Origin of the sequence: Paracoccus thiocyanatus (assembly GCF_900156255.1) — a bacterium.
GTDB lineage: Bacteria > Pseudomonadota > Alphaproteobacteria > Rhodobacterales > Rhodobacteraceae > Paracoccus > Paracoccus thiocyanatus.
Genome location: NZ_FTMK01000002.1, coordinates 42,414 through 59,197, shown reverse-complemented (window position 1 = coordinate 59,197; position 16,784 = coordinate 42,414). Strand labels below are relative to the sequence as shown.

Annotated in this window: 16 protein-coding genes; 3 read left to right on the top strand and 13 right to left on the bottom strand. The window is 66.3% G+C overall.

Annotated elements, in window-relative coordinates; all coding sequences use genetic code 11:
• Positions 1–29: 29 nt before the first annotated feature.
• On the top strand, positions 30–689 hold the full coding sequence (locus F3H32_RS01695) for a glutathione S-transferase family protein (RefSeq protein WP_149763849.1): 660 nt from the start codon (positions 30–32) through the stop codon (positions 687–689).
• 112 nt (positions 690–801) lie between these two features.
• Here F3H32_RS01695 and ppk2 read toward each other — a convergent pair whose 3' ends face one another.
• Complete coding sequence (ppk2, locus tag F3H32_RS01690; protein WP_149764209.1) at positions 802–1,836, bottom strand: polyphosphate kinase 2; 1,035 nt, start codon at positions 1,834–1,836, stop codon at positions 802–804.
• Between the two features lie 231 nt (positions 1,837–2,067).
• Between ppk2 and parE the strand changes: the two genes are divergently transcribed.
• Complete coding sequence (gene parE, locus F3H32_RS01685; protein ID WP_149763847.1) at positions 2,068–4,038, top strand: DNA topoisomerase IV subunit B; 1,971 nt, start codon at positions 2,068–2,070, stop codon at positions 4,036–4,038.
• A gap of 61 nt (positions 4,039–4,099) precedes the next feature.
• On the opposite strand, the gene F3H32_RS01680 is transcribed toward parE, so the two are convergent.
• From F3H32_RS01680 to ccoN, 11 genes are all read right to left on the bottom strand, one after another.
• Positions 4,100–4,609 carry a phosphatase PAP2 family protein gene (locus tag F3H32_RS01680; protein ID WP_149763844.1) on the bottom strand — a complete coding sequence of 170 codons (510 nt, stop codon included), beginning with the start codon at positions 4,607–4,609 and terminating at the stop codon, positions 4,100–4,102.
• Positions 4,606–5,268, bottom strand: a complete 663-nt coding sequence (locus F3H32_RS01675; RefSeq protein ID WP_149763842.1) for an ABC transporter ATP-binding protein — start codon at positions 5,266–5,268, stop codon at positions 4,606–4,608. Before F3H32_RS01675 ends, F3H32_RS01680 begins: the two co-directional genes overlap by 4 nt.
• Positions 5,261–6,562, bottom strand: a complete 1,302-nt coding sequence (locus F3H32_RS01670) for an ABC transporter permease (protein ID WP_149763840.1) — start codon at positions 6,560–6,562, stop codon at positions 5,261–5,263. The genes F3H32_RS01675 and F3H32_RS01670 overlap by 8 nt, the downstream gene beginning before the upstream one ends.
• A gap of 83 nt (positions 6,563–6,645) precedes the next feature.
• Positions 6,646–6,804 (bottom strand): cbb3-type cytochrome oxidase assembly protein CcoS, encoded by a 159-nt coding sequence (ccoS, locus tag F3H32_RS01665; RefSeq protein WP_115755172.1) that lies wholly within the window; start codon positions 6,802–6,804, stop codon positions 6,646–6,648.
• A 9-nt stretch (positions 6,805–6,813) separates the two neighbouring features.
• Positions 6,814–9,024 (bottom strand): heavy metal translocating P-type ATPase, encoded by a 2,211-nt coding sequence (locus tag F3H32_RS01660; protein ID WP_149763838.1) that lies wholly within the window; start codon positions 9,022–9,024, stop codon positions 6,814–6,816.
• A gap of 1 nt (position 9,025) precedes the next feature.
• Positions 9,026–9,490 carry a FixH family protein gene (locus tag F3H32_RS01655; RefSeq protein WP_115755196.1) on the bottom strand — a complete coding sequence of 155 codons (465 nt, stop codon included), beginning with the start codon at positions 9,488–9,490 and terminating at the stop codon, positions 9,026–9,028.
• On the bottom strand, positions 9,490–10,947 hold the full coding sequence (gene ccoG / locus F3H32_RS01650) for a cytochrome c oxidase accessory protein CcoG (protein ID WP_149763836.1): 1,458 nt from the start codon (positions 10,945–10,947) through the stop codon (positions 9,490–9,492). The genes F3H32_RS01655 and ccoG overlap by 1 nt, the downstream gene beginning before the upstream one ends.
• 325 nt (positions 10,948–11,272) lie before the next feature.
• Positions 11,273–12,322, bottom strand: a complete 1,050-nt coding sequence (ccoP, locus tag F3H32_RS01645; protein WP_188128558.1) for a cytochrome-c oxidase, cbb3-type subunit III — start codon at positions 12,320–12,322, stop codon at positions 11,273–11,275.
• A complete protein-coding gene (locus tag F3H32_RS01640; protein WP_115755170.1) occupies positions 12,322–12,510 on the bottom strand; it encodes a cbb3-type cytochrome c oxidase subunit 3 in 189 nt (62 codons plus the stop codon). The genes ccoP and F3H32_RS01640 overlap by 1 nt, the downstream gene beginning before the upstream one ends.
• An 8-nt stretch (positions 12,511–12,518) precedes the next feature.
• Entirely contained in the window at positions 12,519–13,244 is a 726-nt protein-coding gene (gene ccoO, locus F3H32_RS01635; RefSeq protein ID WP_149763834.1) for a cytochrome-c oxidase, cbb3-type subunit II, read from the bottom strand.
• A gap of 9 nt (positions 13,245–13,253) precedes the next feature.
• A complete protein-coding gene (gene ccoN, locus F3H32_RS01630) occupies positions 13,254–14,873 on the bottom strand; it encodes a cytochrome-c oxidase, cbb3-type subunit I (protein WP_149763832.1) in 1,620 nt (539 codons plus the stop codon).
• Positions 14,874–15,122: 249 nt separating this feature from the next.
• Here ccoN and F3H32_RS01625 point away from each other — a divergent pair, with 249 nt between their 5' ends.
• Complete coding sequence (locus F3H32_RS01625; RefSeq protein WP_149763830.1) at positions 15,123–15,956, top strand: universal stress protein; 834 nt, start codon at positions 15,123–15,125, stop codon at positions 15,954–15,956.
• 78 nt (positions 15,957–16,034) lie between these two features.
• Here F3H32_RS01625 and fnrL read toward each other — a convergent pair whose 3' ends face one another.
• Entirely contained in the window at positions 16,035–16,784 is a 750-nt protein-coding gene (gene fnrL, locus F3H32_RS01620) for a transcriptional regulator FnrL (RefSeq protein WP_149763828.1), read from the bottom strand.

The following is a 16,784-nucleotide window of genomic DNA, read 5'->3' as shown; positions in this document are numbered from 1 at the left end:
CTAGACTGCCCCATGACAGGAGAAAGCCCATGCTGACCATCCACGGCGTCACACGCTCGCGCGCCTCGCGCATCATCTGGCTGTGCCACGAACTGGGCTTGCCGTTCAAGCAGGTGCCGGTGATCCAGGCCTATCGCCTGGCTGATCCCGATGCGCCGGACGCGCCGCTGAACACGCATTCCGCGGATTTCCTGAAGCTTTCGCCGGCCGGGGCGATTCCCGTCATCCAGGACGGCGACCTGGTGCTGTCGGAATCGCTGGCCTGCACCTTGCATCTGGCGCGCAAACACGGCCAGCCCTTCGGTCCCGCCGATGCCATCGAGGACGCGGTAATGCTGCAATGGAGCTTTTACGCGGCCACCACGATCGAACAGGACGCGCTGGTCATCCTGTTCAACCATGCAAGGGGACAGGCGCAGTCCGGGGCGGCCCAGGCCGCAATCGCCCATGCAGCCGAGCGGCTGGTCCGGCCGCTCGCGGTGCTGGAGAATCATCTTGCCCGCCACGGCCACCTGGTCGGCGGGCGCTTTACGGTGGCCGATCTGAACGTGGCCGAGGTTTTGCGCTATGCACAGGGCCATGGCGAATTGATGGCGCAGTTTCCCGCCGTCATGGCCTGGCTGGACGATTGCCAGGCCAGGCCGGCCTTTCGCAAGATGTGGCAAGAGCGGCTGGCCGAGCCGGAATGACCGGCCCCCAAGCGCCTTGTCACCGCCCGGCCGCCAGTTCCGGCGCCGGACGGATCGGCCAAGCGCGGCTGCCGGGTGCAACCGGCCGCATCCCCGTCCTGATCCGCCGCGGCTACGGCACGGCGGGGCTGCCGGCAAGCGGCCTTTGCGGCGCGGGCTCGCGCTGCCGGTCGGAATGCAGGGCCGTGCCCAGGATATGCTCGGCCGAATGGATCACATGGCTGGCATGGCCGACGATCAGCGGGTCGGGCGGCACGGCCAGTTCGGGATCCTTGTCGGCATAGTCCAGCGTGGACAGGAAATGCCGCATGCAATTCAGCCGCGCGCGTTTCTTGTCGTTGGACTTGACGATGGTCCAGGGCGCGTCGGCGGTGTCGGTGTAAAAGAACATCGCCTCTTTCGCCTCGGTATAATCGTCCCATTTATCAAGGCTGGCCAGGTCGATGGGCGACAGCTTCCAGCGTTTCAGCGGATCGGTCTCGCGCGCCGTGAACCGCGCGCGCTGTTCGTCGCGCGTGACCGAGAACCAGTATTTGTAAAGCCGGATGCCCGAGCGGACCAGCATGCGTTCGAATTCTGGCGCCTGGCGCATGAACTCCAGGTATTCCACCGCCGAGCAGAAGCCCATGACCCGCTCGACCCCGGCGCGATTGTACCAACTGCGGTCATAGAACACCATTTCGCCGGCGGTGGGCAGGTGCCGGATATAGCGCTGAAAGAACCATTGGCCCCGCTCGACCTCGGATGGCTTGCTCAGCGCCACCACGCGGGCGAAGCGCGGGTTCAGATGTTCCATGAAGCGCTTGATCGTGCCGCCCTTGCCGGCGGCATCGCGCCCTTCGAACAGGATCACGAATTTCTGCCCGGTCTCTTGCGCCCAGATCTGCACCTTGAGCAGTTCGGCCTGCAAAAGCGCCTTTTCCCTTTCATAGGCGACCCGCCCCATCCGGCGCGGATAGGGGTAGCGCCCGGTTTCGAAGGCCAGGCGGATCGCATCGGGATCAAGGCTGGGAAAGCGTTTCGGCCCGTCCATATCGGGCTTGGGCGGGGCGGATGGCGGGGCGGCTGATGGTTCTGCCCTCCCCGCCCCGGCGTGCTCTGCCGCTGGCGTGGCCAGTGTTTCACTTGCAACCGGATGACCTTGCATTTTCCCCCGTCCAAGCTGCGGCACGACGGCCAAGGGGATCATCGCACGGTGCAGGCTGGCGTCGTTTGATCTTGGTCAACCCGCCCGCGCTTTTCGGCCCTTGGGGCGGAAGGATTGGCTTGGCCCGGTCCCCGTCCCGTGCGTCCGGCCATCGCCCGGCCGCTTCCCCTTGCTCCCGGCCCATGCGGCATGAGATAACCGCGCCCCAGAAGAACAAGACGAGCAGGTGCCATGGCCGACGATCTCTTCCCCGCCGCGGATAAGGCTTCCGACAGCTATTCGGCCTCGTCGATCGAGGTGCTGGAGGGGCTGGAGCCGGTGCGCAAGCGGCCCGGCATGTATATCGGCGGCACCGACGAACGCGCGCTGCACCACCTGGTCGCCGAGATACTGGACAACTCGATGGACGAGGCGGTGGCCGGCCATGCCAGCCGCATCGAGGTCGAGCTTCTGGCCGATTTCAGCGTGGTGATCCGCGACAACGGCCGCGGCATCCCCATCGACCCGCATCCGAAATTCCCCGGCAAATCGGCGCTGGAGGTGATCCTGTGCACGCTGCACGCGGGCGGCAAGTTTTCGGGCGACGCCTATCAGACCTCGGGCGGGTTGCACGGCGTCGGCGCCTCGGTGGTCAACGCGCTGTCCGACAGCATGGTGGTGCAGGTCGCCCGCAACCGCGAACTTTTCGAGCAGCGCTTTTCGCGCGGCCTGCCGCTGGGCCCGGTCGAGAGGGTCGGCGCGGCGCCGAACCGGCGCGGCACCACCGTCACCTTCCACGCCGACGAGCAGATCTTCGGCCATCACCGCTTCAAGCCGGCGCGGCTGCTGCGCATGGTCAAGTCCAAGGCCTATCTGTTCTCGGGCGTGGAAATTCGCTGGAAATCCGAGATCGACGACGGCGAAACGCCGCTGGAGGCCACCTTCCACTTTCCCGGCGGGCTTGCCGATTACCTGGGCGAGGTGCTGGGCAAGGCCTCGACCTATGCCGACCGGCCCTTTGCCGGCAGCGTCGATTTCAAGGAAAAGTTCAACACGCCGGGCAAGGTGGACTGGGCGATCAACTGGACGCCGTCGCGCGACGGCTTCATCCAGTCCTATTGCAACACCGTCCCCACCCCCGAAGGCGGCACGCATGAAGCCGGCTTCTGGTCGGCGATCCTGCGCGGCATCCGCGCCTATGGCGAACGGGTCAGCAACAAGAAGGCGGCGCAGATCACCCGCGACGACCTGCTGGCCGGCGGTTGCGCGCTGGTGTCCTGTTTCATCCGCGAGCCGGAATTCGTCGGCCAGACCAAGGACCGGCTGGCCACCAGCGAGGCGCAGCGCCTGGTCGAAGGCGCGGTGCGCGACCATTTCGACAACTGGCTGGCCGCGGATACGAAATCGGCCGGCGCCATCCTGGATTTCCTGGTGCTGCGCGCCGAGGAGCGGCTGCGCCGCCGGCAGGAAAAGGAAACCGCCCGCAAATCGGCCACGAAAAAGCTGCGCCTGCCCGGCAAGCTGGTCGATTGCTCGGCCACCAATCGCGACGGCACCGAGCTGTTCATCGTCGAGGGCGATTCGGCGGGCGGCAGCGCCAAGATGGCGCGTGAACGCACCAGCCAGGCGCTGCTGCCCTTGCGCGGCAAGATCCTGAACGTGCTGGGCGCGGCATCGTCCAAGCTTGGCTCGAACCAGGAAATCGCCGATCTCTGCCAGGCGCTGGGGGTCGGCATGGGGTCACGCTTCAATGTCGACGACCTGCGCTATGACAAGATCATCATCATGACCGATGCCGATGTGGACGGCGCCCATATCGCGTCGCTGCTGATGACGTTCTTCTTTACCCAGATGCGGCCGCTGATCGACAAGGGGCACCTGTATCTGGCCTGCCCGCCGCTTTACCGCCTGACGCAGGGGGCGCAGCGCATCTATGTCGCCGACGATGCCGAAAAAGAGGCGTGGCTGGCCAAGGGGCTGGGCGGCAAGGGCAAGATCGACGTGCAGCGCTTCAAGGGCCTGGGCGAGATGGACGCCAAGGACCTGAAGGACACGACGATGAATCCCAGGACGCGCAAGCTGATCCGCGTCTCGATCGACGAGGAGGAAAGCGGCGAAACCGGCGACCTGGTCGAGCGGCTGATGGGCAAGAAGCCCGAACTGCGCTTTCAGTTCATCCAGGAAAACGCCCAATTCGCCGATACCGAGGAACTGGACGTGTGACGCAGGCCCGCCCGGTTGCGCCGCGTATCCCAGGGGGGCGACCGAAACGGACGGTGGCCGGTCAGAACCGCATGCCAAGCGAAAAGCTTGCACCCTTGCTGCCGATGCCGAAGCTGGCGGCGCCAAAGGTGAACCCGACCAATGCGCCGGTCCAGACCTGCTGCGGCGTGTGTTCGCCGGCGTGAACGCGGCTCCAGCCGGTCAGCCCGGCCGCGCCATAGGCCATGGCGCCGGCTTCGGGCTGGTCGTCGAAGCATTTGCCCGCCAGGTCGGCGGCGCCGAAAAAGGCCGCCGCGGTATGGCCCGATGGAAAGCCTTTGCCCCCGCCCGAGGGGCGGCGCGCGACGGGCCGGCCGTCGAACAGTTCCTTCATTCCCCAGACCAATGCCGCCTGAAGAACGCCGCGCACCGCGAAATCTTCCAGCCTGCCCTGGTCTGCGGCGCAGGCGGCAGCCCCCAGCGGCAGGCCGTATTTCATCGCCGTGCCGAATTTCTCGAACGGGTCGGCGGCGGCGGGCGGGGCCGTCAGCGCACAGCCGCAGATCGCGGCCCAGGCCCAGGCGCGGCTCATGCGTCCAGCCGGATCACCCGGTCCATCCGTGCCGCCAGATCCAGGTTGTGGGTGGCGATCAGCGCGGCAAGCCCGGTTTCGCGCACCAGCGCCATCAGCATGTCGAAGACCTTGTCCGAGGTCGCGGGGTCCAGGTTCCCCGTCGGCTCGTCCGCCAGCAGCAGCGCCGGCCGGTTCGCCAGCGCCCGGCAAAAGGCCACGCGCTGCTGTTCGCCCCCCGACAGTTGCGCCGGCCGGTGATCGGCGCGATGCGTCAGCCCGACCTGGCCCAACAGTTCCAGGGCCCGCGCCCGCGCCGGACCCTGCGCCACGCCATTGGCCAGTTGCGGCAACATGATGTTCTCGGCGGCCGAAAATTCCGGCAGCAGGTGGTGGAATTGATAGACGAAGCCCAATTCCCTGCGCCGCGCCTCGGTCCGGGCCCGGTCGCTTTCTTCGGCCATGTCGCGGCCCCTTAGCCGCACCCGGCCGGAATCGGCGGTGTCCAGCAGGCCGGCGATGTGCAGCAGCGTGGATTTTCCCGCCCCCGACGGCGCGACCAGCGCCACGACCTCGCCCGGCGCGATCGTCAGCGACAGGTGCGACAGCACCGGGATCGGCGCGGGGCCGCCCAGGCCATAGGTCTTGCAGATATCTTCAAGCACCAGGATGTCATTCATAGCGCAGCGCCTCGACCGGGTTCATGCGCGCGGCGCGGCGCGCGGGAAAGATGGTGACGATGAATGACAGCACCAGCGACAGGGCCGCGGCGCGGAAGATGTCCCAGGCGCGCAGGTCCGCGGTCAGGTGATAGATGCCGCGCACCTCGGGCTGCCAGGCATTGCCGCCGCTGAGCGCGTTCAGCGCCGCCATGATGTGATCGACGTTCAGCGACAATGCCACCCCCAGCACCACCCCGGCGATGGTGCCGATCACCCCGGTAAAGGCGCCGCAAAGGAAGAACACCCGCAGGACCGAGCCCTCGGTCAGGCCCATGGTGCGCAGGATGCCGATGTCGCGGCCCTTGTTCTTGACCAGCATGATCAACCCCGAGGTGATGTTCATCGACGCGATCAGCACCAGGATCGACAGGATGAGGAACATCACGTCATCTTCCATGTCGAGCGCGGCCAGGAAGGAACCCGAGGCGTCGCGCCAGGTCCAGATCTGCCCGCGTTCGCCCGCCTCCTGCAAAAGCGGCGCCGTCCAGTCGTCGATCCGCTCGGGGTCGGCGACGAAGACGCCGATCTCATCGGCTTGGCCCTCGCGGTTGAAGAAGCTTTGCGCGGCGACCAGCGGCATGTAGATGCGGGTCTGATCGACGTCATAGCGCCCGGCCGAGAAGATATAGACCACCTCGAAGGATTCGACCCTGGGCGTGGTGCCGAACGGGGTCTTGGCGCCATCGGGCGCGACCAGTTGCAGCCGGTCGCCGACGCCCAGCCCCAGATCGCGCGCCATGCCGATGCCGATGGCGATGCCCTGGTCGAAATCGTCCAGGTTCCCCTGCGCGCTTTGCGGATCGGCAATACCCGCCATCCCTCGGAGCGCGTCAAGCGCGATGCCATGGACATCGCCCAGGCCGGCGGCATCGCCTTGCCGCGCCATGACTTGCGCGCGCACCGCCGGAACGGCGCGGGTCACGCCGGGGATCTGCGCGATCCGGGCGGCGAGCGCATCGTAATCCTCGATCCGGCCGGGGGTGACATAGGTTTCCTCGGTCAGTTCGTTATAGATCTGGGTGGGGGCGTAATAGACGGTGCTATGGGCATTGGCGCCCAGGATGGTGTCGACGAATTCGGCACGAAAACCGGCCCGAACCGCCAGGGTGGCGATCAGCGCCATCACCCCCAGGGTGATGCCGATCAGGCTGATCCAGGTCATCACGCTGACCCCGCCTTCGGCCCGGCGCGCGCGCAGATAGCGCCAGGCGATCATGAATTCGTAACGCGAAAACGGGGCGGGGCTGGCCATCGCTCACCTGTCTGTTGGGTGGCGCCTGATTGGCCTTTCGCTGTTGATAATGCAAGCCAACAAGGGCGTGACCGGCGCGCGTGTCACGGCTTGGGGCGATCGTCCCATTCCGAACTGAGGATCCGCGCGGCGTCCCCCTTGGGATCCTCGTATTGCCGGCCGCGCAGCGACCAGATGAAGGCCACAAGGCCAAGCCCGCCAAGGCCCAGCGAAACCGGAATCAGAAGGCCCAGGATTTCCATGCTTCCTCCTTACCGCAGCCGCAGCGCGTTCAGCGTCACGCTGATGGAACTCAGCGACATGGCCAGCGCCGCCATCAGCGGCGTCGCAAAGCCGGCAATGGCGATGGGCACCGCCACGATATTGTAGATCAGCGAAATGGAAAAGTTTTCCTTGATCCGGGCGCGCGCCTGGCGCGCCAGCACCAGCGCCTCGGCCACCGGGGCCAGGTCGCTGCCCATCAGCACCATGTCCGAGGCGGTGCGCGCCGCGTCCAGCGCCGAGGCGGGCGAGATCGAGACATGCGCCTCGGTCAGGGCGGCGGTGTCGTTGAGCCCGTCGCCGACCATCAGCGGATGCAGCCCCTGCCGGCGCATCTCGCGCAGGGTATCAGCCTTTTCGACCGGGGTGACGCCGGCGCGCCATTCCGCGATACCCAGCCGCTGCGCCAGATCCTGGACCACCGGCGCGGCGTCGCCCGAAAGCAGCATCACCCGCCGGCCCGAGCCGAGGATCTGCGCCACGCAAGCCTCGGCGCCCGGCCGCAGCCGGTCCGAGAATTCCAGCCGGATCGGCGCGCCCTGCCCCGCTTCCTGGCCCAAAGACAGCCAGCTTGCCGAAAGCCGCGCATCGCCATGATCGGCGCCCAGCCAGTCGGCACGGCCCAGCCGCACCTCGCGCCCCTGCCAGGTTCCCGAAATGCCGTGGCCGGGCACCTCGCGCAGATCGGCAAGCGCCGCGGCTTCGGTTCCCGCGTCGCGCAGCGCCTGCGTCAGCGCCTGCGACAGCGGATGGCTTGACCCCTGGGCCAGAGCCAGGGCCACGGGCCGCGCCGCAGCGGGGATCGGGTCCAGCGAGACCAGTTGCGGCACGCCCATGGTCAGGGTGCCGGTCTTGTCGAAAACCACCGCATCCACCTCGGCCAGGCGTTCCAGCGCCGAGCCGTCCTTGATCAGCATGCCGCGCCGGAACAGCCGCCCGGATGCCGCCGTAACCACCGCCGGCACGGCCAGGCCAAGCGCGCAGGGGCAGGTGATGATCAGCACCGCCGCCGCCACGTTCAGCGCCAGCCGCAGGTCGCGCGTGGCGAAATACCAGCCCAGAAAGCTGCAAAAGGCCAAGAGATGCACCAGCGGCGAATACAGCCGCGAGGCCCTGTCCGCCAGCCCGGTATAATGGCCGCGCGCCGATTCCGCCGCCGCGACCAGCGCCGTCAGCCGCGCCAGCGAACTGTCGCGCCCGGCCGCCGTCACCCGCATGACCAGCGGGCCGGTCAGGTTCACCTCACCGGCCGACAGGGACAGGCCCGGCGCGGCGGCGACCGGGATGCTTTCCCCGGTCAGAAGCGAGCGGTCGATCTCGCTGCGCCCTTCGGTGATCTCGCCATCGGCGGGGACGCGGGCGCCGGGGCGGATGCGGATCAGGTCGCCCGGCGCCAGTTCGGCCACCGGCACCGGCTCGTCGCCCTGGGCCGTGACGCGAAAGGCGCGCGGCACCTCCAGCGCGGTCAGCTCCTCGGCTGCGGAACGGGCGACGGCGCGGGTGCGATAGTCCAGGTAACGCCCGATCAGCAGGAAAAAGCACAGCATCACCGCCGCGTCGAAATAGGCGTGGTGGCCCGATTGCACCGTCTCGTAGACCGAAATCGCGCTGGCCAGGATCAGCGCCAGCGAGATCGGCACGTCCATGCCCAGCCGCCCATGCCTAAGCGCCCGCCAGGCGCTGGCAAAGAAGGGCTGGCCGGCAAAGGCCACGGTCGGCAGGGCGATGGCGCCGGAAATCCAGTGGAACATGTCGCGCGTCGCGTCTTCGGCCCCCGACCAGACCGCGACAGACAGGATCATGATGTTCATCATCGCGAAGCCCGCGACGCCGATGCGCATCAGGATGTCGCGGCCCTGCCGGTCGGCGGCGCTGGCGGAAAGCGCGGCGGGGTCAAGCTCATGCGCTTCGTAGCCGATGCTTTCGACCAGCGGGATCAGTTCTTCGGCGCTCATGCCCGGCGCATCCACGGTCACGCGGCGCAGCGTCAGGTTGACCCGCGCCTCGCGAACGCCGGGATGGCGGTTCAGCTCCCGCTCGACATCGGTGATGCAGACCGCGCAATGGATGGTCGGCAGCGACAGGACGACATCGCCCTGTCCGCCCTGGGCGCCGGCGATACGCTGCGCCAGCGGCGCGGCGTCGCAGGCCGGACAGGCCGACAGCCGGGCGTCGTGGTCGTGCAGCGTGGCGTCCGTCATCTCAATCCACCCGATTGCCTAGGTAATGGTCGATGCGCTGGCGGAAGACGGTGCCATCCGGCGCCGTCGCGGTCAGATGAATGTTCCACAACCCCGGTTCGAGATCCAGCGGCGCGTGGAACAGCCCGCCGGTATAGGAAAATTCGGGCCGTTGGTCGTCGCGCACATGGGTGGGACGGCCGATCGTCACCTCCAGCGCCTGGACCGGGGCCGGAAGGCCCTGGGCGTCGCGGATCGCCAGCGCCAGTTCGCGCCCGTCATATTCCGGCGTCACGGTCCAGTTCAGCGCCATCTGCGCATCGCGGTCGCGGTCGAAGCTTTGCGAGGCGACATAGCTGTTCTTGACCTCCAGCCCCGGAAAGGTGCCGACGGCCTTGAACGCCATGAACAGGTTGACGGCGATGATGGTGCCAAAGGCGCCCAGGGTGATGATCAGCACATGGCGGCCGGTCAGTTCGCGAGGCATCATTCGCTCCTTCCGTGAAAGACGGTGCCGATATGGGTCTTGCGGCCATCGGTGGCATCCCCGACCCAAAGCGTCAACTCTGTCTGCCCGGCCCTGGCCAGCGCCGAATCGTTTTCCGCGGTGATGTAGACGCGCTGCGTATGCGTGCTGTCGGCGGGCACGCTGACCTTGGCATCGGGCAGCCCTTCCAGCGTCACGGCGACACCTTGCGGCACGGTGCCGTCGGGTCCGGCAACCGAGACGGTGAAGTCACGCTCGCTTCCCTGCTTGTTGCGCAGGCGCAGGGCATAGGTGTTGCGGATCGCGCCATCGGCCATGGTGACGTAAAGCGGATTCCTGACCGGCGTCACGTTCAGGTCAAAGGGCGAGCGCAGGAACAGCGCCACCACCAGCGCCACACCGATCCCCGACCAAAGCGTGAAGTAAAGGATCGTGCGCGGTCGCAGGACATGCTTGAAAAGCGATTTCGGGGCATCGCCGGCACGTTCGGCCGCCTCGTCGCGCAATGCCATGTAGTCGATCAGGCCACGCGGCTTGCCGATCTTGTCCATCACCTCGTCGCAGGCGTCGATGCACAGCGCGCAGGTGATGCATTCCAACTGCTGGCCGTCGCGGATGTCGATGCCCATCGGGCAGACGTTCACGCAGGCCATGCAATCGATGCAATCGCCCTTGGCTCCGCCGTCGGAGCGGGTCGCTTCGCCCTTGTGCAGCTTGCCGCGCGGCTCGCCCCGCCAGTCGCGATAGGCGACTGTCAGCGTGTCCTCGTCCATCATCGCGGCCTGGATGCGCGGCCAGGGACAGGCATAGACGCAGATCTGTTCGCGCGCGAAGCCGCCGAAAACGAAGGTCGTGGCGGTCAGGATGCCCATGGTGATATAGGCGACGGGATGGGCCTGTCCGGCCAGCAGGTTGCCCAGAAGGGTCGGCGCATCGGTGAAATAGAAGATCCAGGCGCCGCCGGTCGCAAGGGAAATCCCAAGCCAGAGCGTCCATTTGGTCATCCGCAGCCGCAGCTTGCGCAGGTTCCACGGCGCGTTCCACAGCCGCAGGCGGGCGTTGCGGTCGCCCTCGACCCAGCTTTCGGTCAGCAGGAACAGGTCGGTCCAGACGGTCTGCGGACAGGCATAGCCGCACCAGACCCGGCCCAGGGCCGATGTGAACAGGAACAGGCCCAGGCCCGCCATGACCAGAAGGCCGGCGACGAAATAGAATTCATGCGGCCAGATCTCGATCCAGAAGAAATAGAAGCGGCGGTTGGCAAGGTCGATCAGCACCGCCTGATCGGGCAGGCTTGGCCCGCGGTCCCAGCGAATCCAGGGGGTGATGTAATAGACCCCCAGCGCCAGCGCCATGATGATCCATTTCAGGTTGCGGAACCATCCGCTGACCTTGCGGGGGAAAATGGGTTCTCTGGCGGCATAAAGACGTGGCGGGTCGATGTCGGGATTCGACATGGTTGGCTCCTGTTGCGCGGGGCTCGGGTATAAAGCCTGGCAGAGAAGGCGCATTGATCTGCGTCAATCGCGGGCGGGGCCGAGCATAGCGATGCGAAATCCGGGGGACATGGGCCGAATTGTCGCAGCCTAGATGACCCCGCGCCGCCACGGCTTGGATGGGGCGAATTGCCGCAGACCGGATAAAAAACAGCCCGAACCGGCTTGCGCACGGCCCGAGCCTTGAGATTTGATAAGAACACCGGCCCCCCTTGGAAACGCGCGAACAGGACGGGGGGCCGGTGCCACCGGGGCCGGTTTCCCGGTCCCGGATCTGGGTGTTCTCTTACTCGCCGCCGCCCAGGCTGTGGACATAGGCGGCGACGGCGACGATATCGGCCTCGGACAGGCGGCCGGTCCAGGACGGCATGACGCCGAAGGGGCCGTCGCGCACGATCCGGGTGACCGTCGCCGTATCGGAACCGTAAAGCCAGACGGCGTCGGTCAGGTCGGGCGCGCCCTGGGAACGGTCGCCGGTCCCGTCCTCGGCATGGCAGGACGAGCAGTTGTCGGCAAAGACCATCTCGCCCTCGGCGGCCAGGGCCGCGTCATGGGGCAGGTCGCCCAGGGCCAGCACATGGTTGACCACCTGGCTGATCTGGGTGGCGTCCAGCAGCTCGTCGATGCCAAAGCGCGGCATTTCCGAATAGCGGGTATCCCCATCCAGCGGATCGCGGATGCCATGCATCACCGTGGTGTGGATATCCTCGACCGTGCCGCCCCACAGCCAGTCATTGTCCAGCAGCGACGGGTAGCCGGTGGCCCCGCCGGCGCCCGAGCCGTGGCACTGCGCGCACCAGGTGCGGAAGATCGCCCCGCCGGCATTGGCGGTATAGTTGGCCAGTTCCGGGTCGGCGGCGATGTCTTCCAGCGGCGTTTCGACCAGCTTGGCCTGGATGGGCGCATTCGCCTCGTTGAAGCGCTGGATTTCGGCGGCCACGTCCGAACGGTAGTTCTTGCCCAGCAGACCCTGCGTCGGCCCGTTCAGCAGCGGGATGGCAGGATAGGCGAAGACATAGAACACCGCCCAGACGATGGTGGCGTAAAAGGTCCACAGCCACCAGCGCGGCAGCGGGTTGTCATACTCCTCGATCCCGTCCCAGCTATGTCCGGTCGAGGGCACCTCGACCACCTGCCGCCCGCCCTTGCGGTTGCGCACCACGCGGGTGGCGCCGGGCCGCGGCGTGACGGGGGGGTGCAGCGGATCGCCGCCGGGTCCCTCGGGCGGATGGGCAAGGATGTCCGCCTTGTGGCCCTGATCGGCGGCCTGGCGCTCCAGCTCGATCCGGTTGTCGGGATTCTGCGGGCTGTTGTGCGGGTCGTCGTTCTCGGCCATCACTCGACCTCCTTCTCGCCCGCCGGTGCGGGTTTCGTCTCGTTGCGAAAGATGCTTTCGGCCGCATCGCGGTGCAGAAGGCGCGAGCCCGGCCGGAGGGCGAAGACGATCGCCCCCAGGAAGAACAGCACCAGCAGCAGAAGCACCCAGCTGTCGGCAAGTTCGCGCAGGAAGGAATACCTGTCCATGGCGGGCCTCAGCGGTTGGGGTCGGGTTCGAAGGTCGAGAAATCGACCATCGTGCCCAACACCTGGAGATAGGCGATCAGTGCATCCATTTCCGACACGCCGGGTCTGCGGTCGAAATTGCGCTGCTGCGCGCCCGGATAGCGTTCCTCCAGGCCCGAGGCATCGGCGTCCGGGTCGGCCTGGGCGCGGAAGTCTTCGACGGCCGAAGCGATCATCACCTCGTCATAGGGCACGCCGACCAGGCTGTCGGTCTTCAGCCGCTGCGGCATGTTCGAGGCGTCCAGGGGACGGTCCAGCAGGAAACCGTATTTGGGCATGATCGATTCGGGCACCACCGCCTGGGGATTGACCAGGTGGTCGATATGCCATTCGTCCGAATAGCGGCCGCCGACGCGGGCCAGGTCCGGCCCGGTCCGCTTGGAGCCCCATTGGAACGGATGGTCATACATCGACTCGGCCGCCAGGCTGTAATGGCCGTAGCGCTCGACCTCGTCGCGCATCGGACGGATCATCTGGCTGTGGCAGACATAGCAGCCCTCGCGGACATAGATGTCGCGGCCCTTCAGTTCCAGCGGAGTATAGGGGCGCATCCCCTGCACCTTTTCGATGGTGTTTTGCAGGTAGAACAGGGGTGCGATCTCGACGATGCCGCCGATGGTAACGACCAGGAAGGAAAAGACCAGCAGCAGCGTGGCGTTCTTTTCCAGGACCTTGTGCTTTTCAAGAATGGCCATGATCCGTCCTCACTCTGCCGGGACCGCGACCGTGGTCGCCTGGGTCTTGGGTTGCCTGGCGACGGTGGCCCACAGGTTGTAGCACATGATCAGCGCGCCGGTCAGATACAGCACCCCGCCCATACCGCGCACCACGTTCATCGGGAATTTCGCGGCGACGGTGTCGGCAAAGGCGTTGACCAGGAAGCCCTGGCTGTCGACCTCGCGCCACATCAGCCCTTCCATGATGCCCGAGACCCACATCGAGGCGGCGTAGAGCACCAGTCCGATGGTCGCGAGCCAGAAATGCCAGCTAACCAGCGCCGTGGAGTAAAGCCGGTCACGTCCCCAAAGCCGCGGCGTCAGATAGTAGAGCGCGCCAAAGGTGATCATGCCGTTCCAGCCCAAAGCACCGGAATGCACATGGCCGATGGTCCAGTCGGTGTAATGGCTCAGCGAGTTGACGGCCTTGATCGACATCATCGGCCCTTCAAAGGTCGCCATGCCGTAAAAGCCCACGGCCACCACCATCATGCGGATGACCGGATCGGTGCGCAGCTTGTCCCAGGCGCCCGACAGCGTCATCAGCCCGTTGATCATGCCGCCCCAGCTGGGCATCCACAGGATGATCGAGAACACCATGCCCAGGGTCGAGGCCCAGTCGGGCAGCGCGGTATAGTGCAGGTGGTGCGGACCGGCCCAGATGTACAGGAAGATCAGGGCCCAGAAGTGGATGATCGACAGCTTGTAGCTGTAGACCGGACGCTCGGCCTGCTTGGGAATGAAGTAATACATCATGCCCAGGAAGCCCGCCGTCAGGAAGAAGCCCACGGCATTGTGGCCATACCACCATTGCGTCATCGCATCCTGCACGCCCGAGAAGAGCTGCACCGATTTCGAACCAAAGGGGCTGACCGGGATCGTCAGGTTGTTGACGATATGCAGCATGGCGATGGTGACGATGAAGGACAGGTAGAACCAGTTCGCCACATAGATATGCGGCTCTTTCCGCTTCAGGATCGTGCCCAGGAACACGGCCAGGTAGACGACCCAGACCACCGTCAGCCACCAGTCGGCATACCATTCCGGTTCGGCATATTCCTTGGACTGGGTGGCGCCCAGGATATAGCCGGTCGCCGCCAGCAGGATGAAGAGCTGGTAGCCCCAGAACACGAACCAGGCCGCATTGCCCCCCCAGAGCCGTGCCGCCGAGGTGCGCTGCACCACATAGAACGAGGTCGCGATCAGGGCGTTACCGCCAAAGGCAAAGATCACCGCCGAGGTATGCAGCGGCCGCATCTTGCCGAAATTGGTGTAGCCCATGGTGATGTCGCTGAGGTTCAGCGCCGGGAAGGCAAGCTGAAAGGCGATGATCACCCCGACCAGGAAGCCCACGACGCCCCAGAAGGCGGTGGCGATCACCCCGGCCCGGACCACGTCGTCCATATATTGCGTCTCGGGATGCGGCTCCAGCGACGGTTGTGCATTGCCCATCTGGCGCAGCACCCGCAGGAACATGATCCCTGCTGCCAGCATGATGATCAGCGCATTCACCAAATACGCGGGATCATCGGGTCGCGCATAGTTGGCCGCGATCGCGGCCAGCACCGCGACCGTCCCAAGCGCGATCAGCTTGATGGTATCCAACATGAATTCGTGTCCTTCATCCTGCGCCAAAGCCGGCCGTTTACGCATGGGGTGCGGTGGAATCGCGGCTCCGACAGCTTGTTCTAACGTCACACGGTTTCGTGAGACTTTGATCTGCGTCAAACGGTCCTTGCTGGATAGGTGTAAAATCCCGATTTACCCGGACAGGATGTCGCAGGTTGCCGGCGCGGCGGTTGTGCTTCTGTCGGATGCAGATGAAACTCGCGACGAAACCGCGAAAGGAGAGGGCCCATGGGCTATAAGACGATCCTGACCGTTCTGACCGCGACCGACCAGCAGCGACAGCTGGATTCGGCCATTGCCATGACCCGGCGCGAGGATGCGCATCTTGACGTGTTCTGCCTGGGGGTGGACCATACCCAAAGCGGTTATTACTACGCGGGCGCCTCGGCCTATGTGTTCCAGGAATCCATCGACAAGGCGGTGGCCGCGGCCGGCGACCTGGAGGAAAGGGTCCGCGACCGGCTCGACCCCGAGGACATCCGCTGGTCGGTCGACTCGGCCGTCGCGCAGGTTGGCGGGCTGTCGACGCTGGTGGGAATGCGCGCGCGTTATGCCGATCTTGTGGTGCTGAACCGCCCCTATGGCGAAGGCGCGCCCGCCGATGCAGAAGCCGTGACCGAGGCCGCGCTTTTCGAAGGGTCGGCGCCGGTGCTGATCGTGCCGCAGGAATTGAAAGAGCCCTTCGGCCGCAAGATCATGATCGCCTGGAACCAGTCGAACGAGGCGCTGGCCGCCGTGCGCCGCGCCCTGCCGCTGCTGGTCGCGGCCGACAGCGTCGAGATCACGGTGATCGACCCCTCGCCCAACGGGCCCGAACGCTCTGATCCGGGCGGCGCGCTGTGCCAGATGCTGACGCGCCACGGCGTCAGGGCGGAAATCGCGGTGCTGGCCCGCACCCTGCCGCTGGTCAGCGACATCCTGAATCGCCGCGCGACCGAGATCGGCGCTGACATGCTGGTGATGGGCGCCTATGGCCATTCCCGGTTCCGCCAGGCGATCCTGGGCGGCGCAACCCGCAACATGCTGGAAAAGGCGCAGGTTCCGGTCCTTATGGCGCGCTAGGCGCGCCTGGCCGCCCTTCGGTGCCCCCTGCCCGGTCGCGGGGCCGAGATCCCGGCGGCCGCGGCCGCCCCAGTGCCGTCAGCTTAACGGCCCGCCGTCCGAATCGTCGCCGCTTTCCGTGACCAGCCGCACGAAAGACGGCACGATCACCCGCCGCTTGCCGTCCAGTTCGATCACCCCTTCGCGCTTGAGCGTGCTCATCTGCCGGCTGACGGTTTCCAGCGTCAGGCCCAGGTAATCCGCCATCGCTTCGCGCGTCAGCGGCAGTTCGATGACGATGCGCCCTTCCGGCCGGCGCTTGACCAGGGCCGCCGCACGCCGGGCCAGGATCACCAGCAGCGAGGCGATCTTCTCGCGCGCGGACTTGCGGCCCAGAAGCAGCAGCCAGTCGCGGGCGGCGTCCAGTTCGTCCAGCGTCATCTCCAGCAGGCGGCTGGCGATGCGCGGATTTTCGATCAGCAGCTTTTCAAAGGGCTTGCGGCGAAAGCAGCACAGCATCAGGTCGCTGGTGGCGGTGACGGTATAGGCCGCCACCTCGCGTCCCGGCCGGCCAAGGAAGTCGCTGGGCAGCAGCAGGCCGACCATTTGCGTGCGCCCGTCCTCAAGCTGCTGGGTCAGCCCGGCCATGCCGGCAATGACCGAGGCGACGAAATCCATGCGGTCGCCGGCCCAGACCACGACCTGTCCCGCCTCGTAGCGGCGATAGAACTTCATCCCCTCCAGCTCGGCAAGTTCATCGCCTTCGCAATGGGCACAGACCGCCCGATACCGGATCGGGCAGATCTCGCAGGGCTGCTGCGTCGCGCAGAGGGCGGCGTCGTGGGGCAT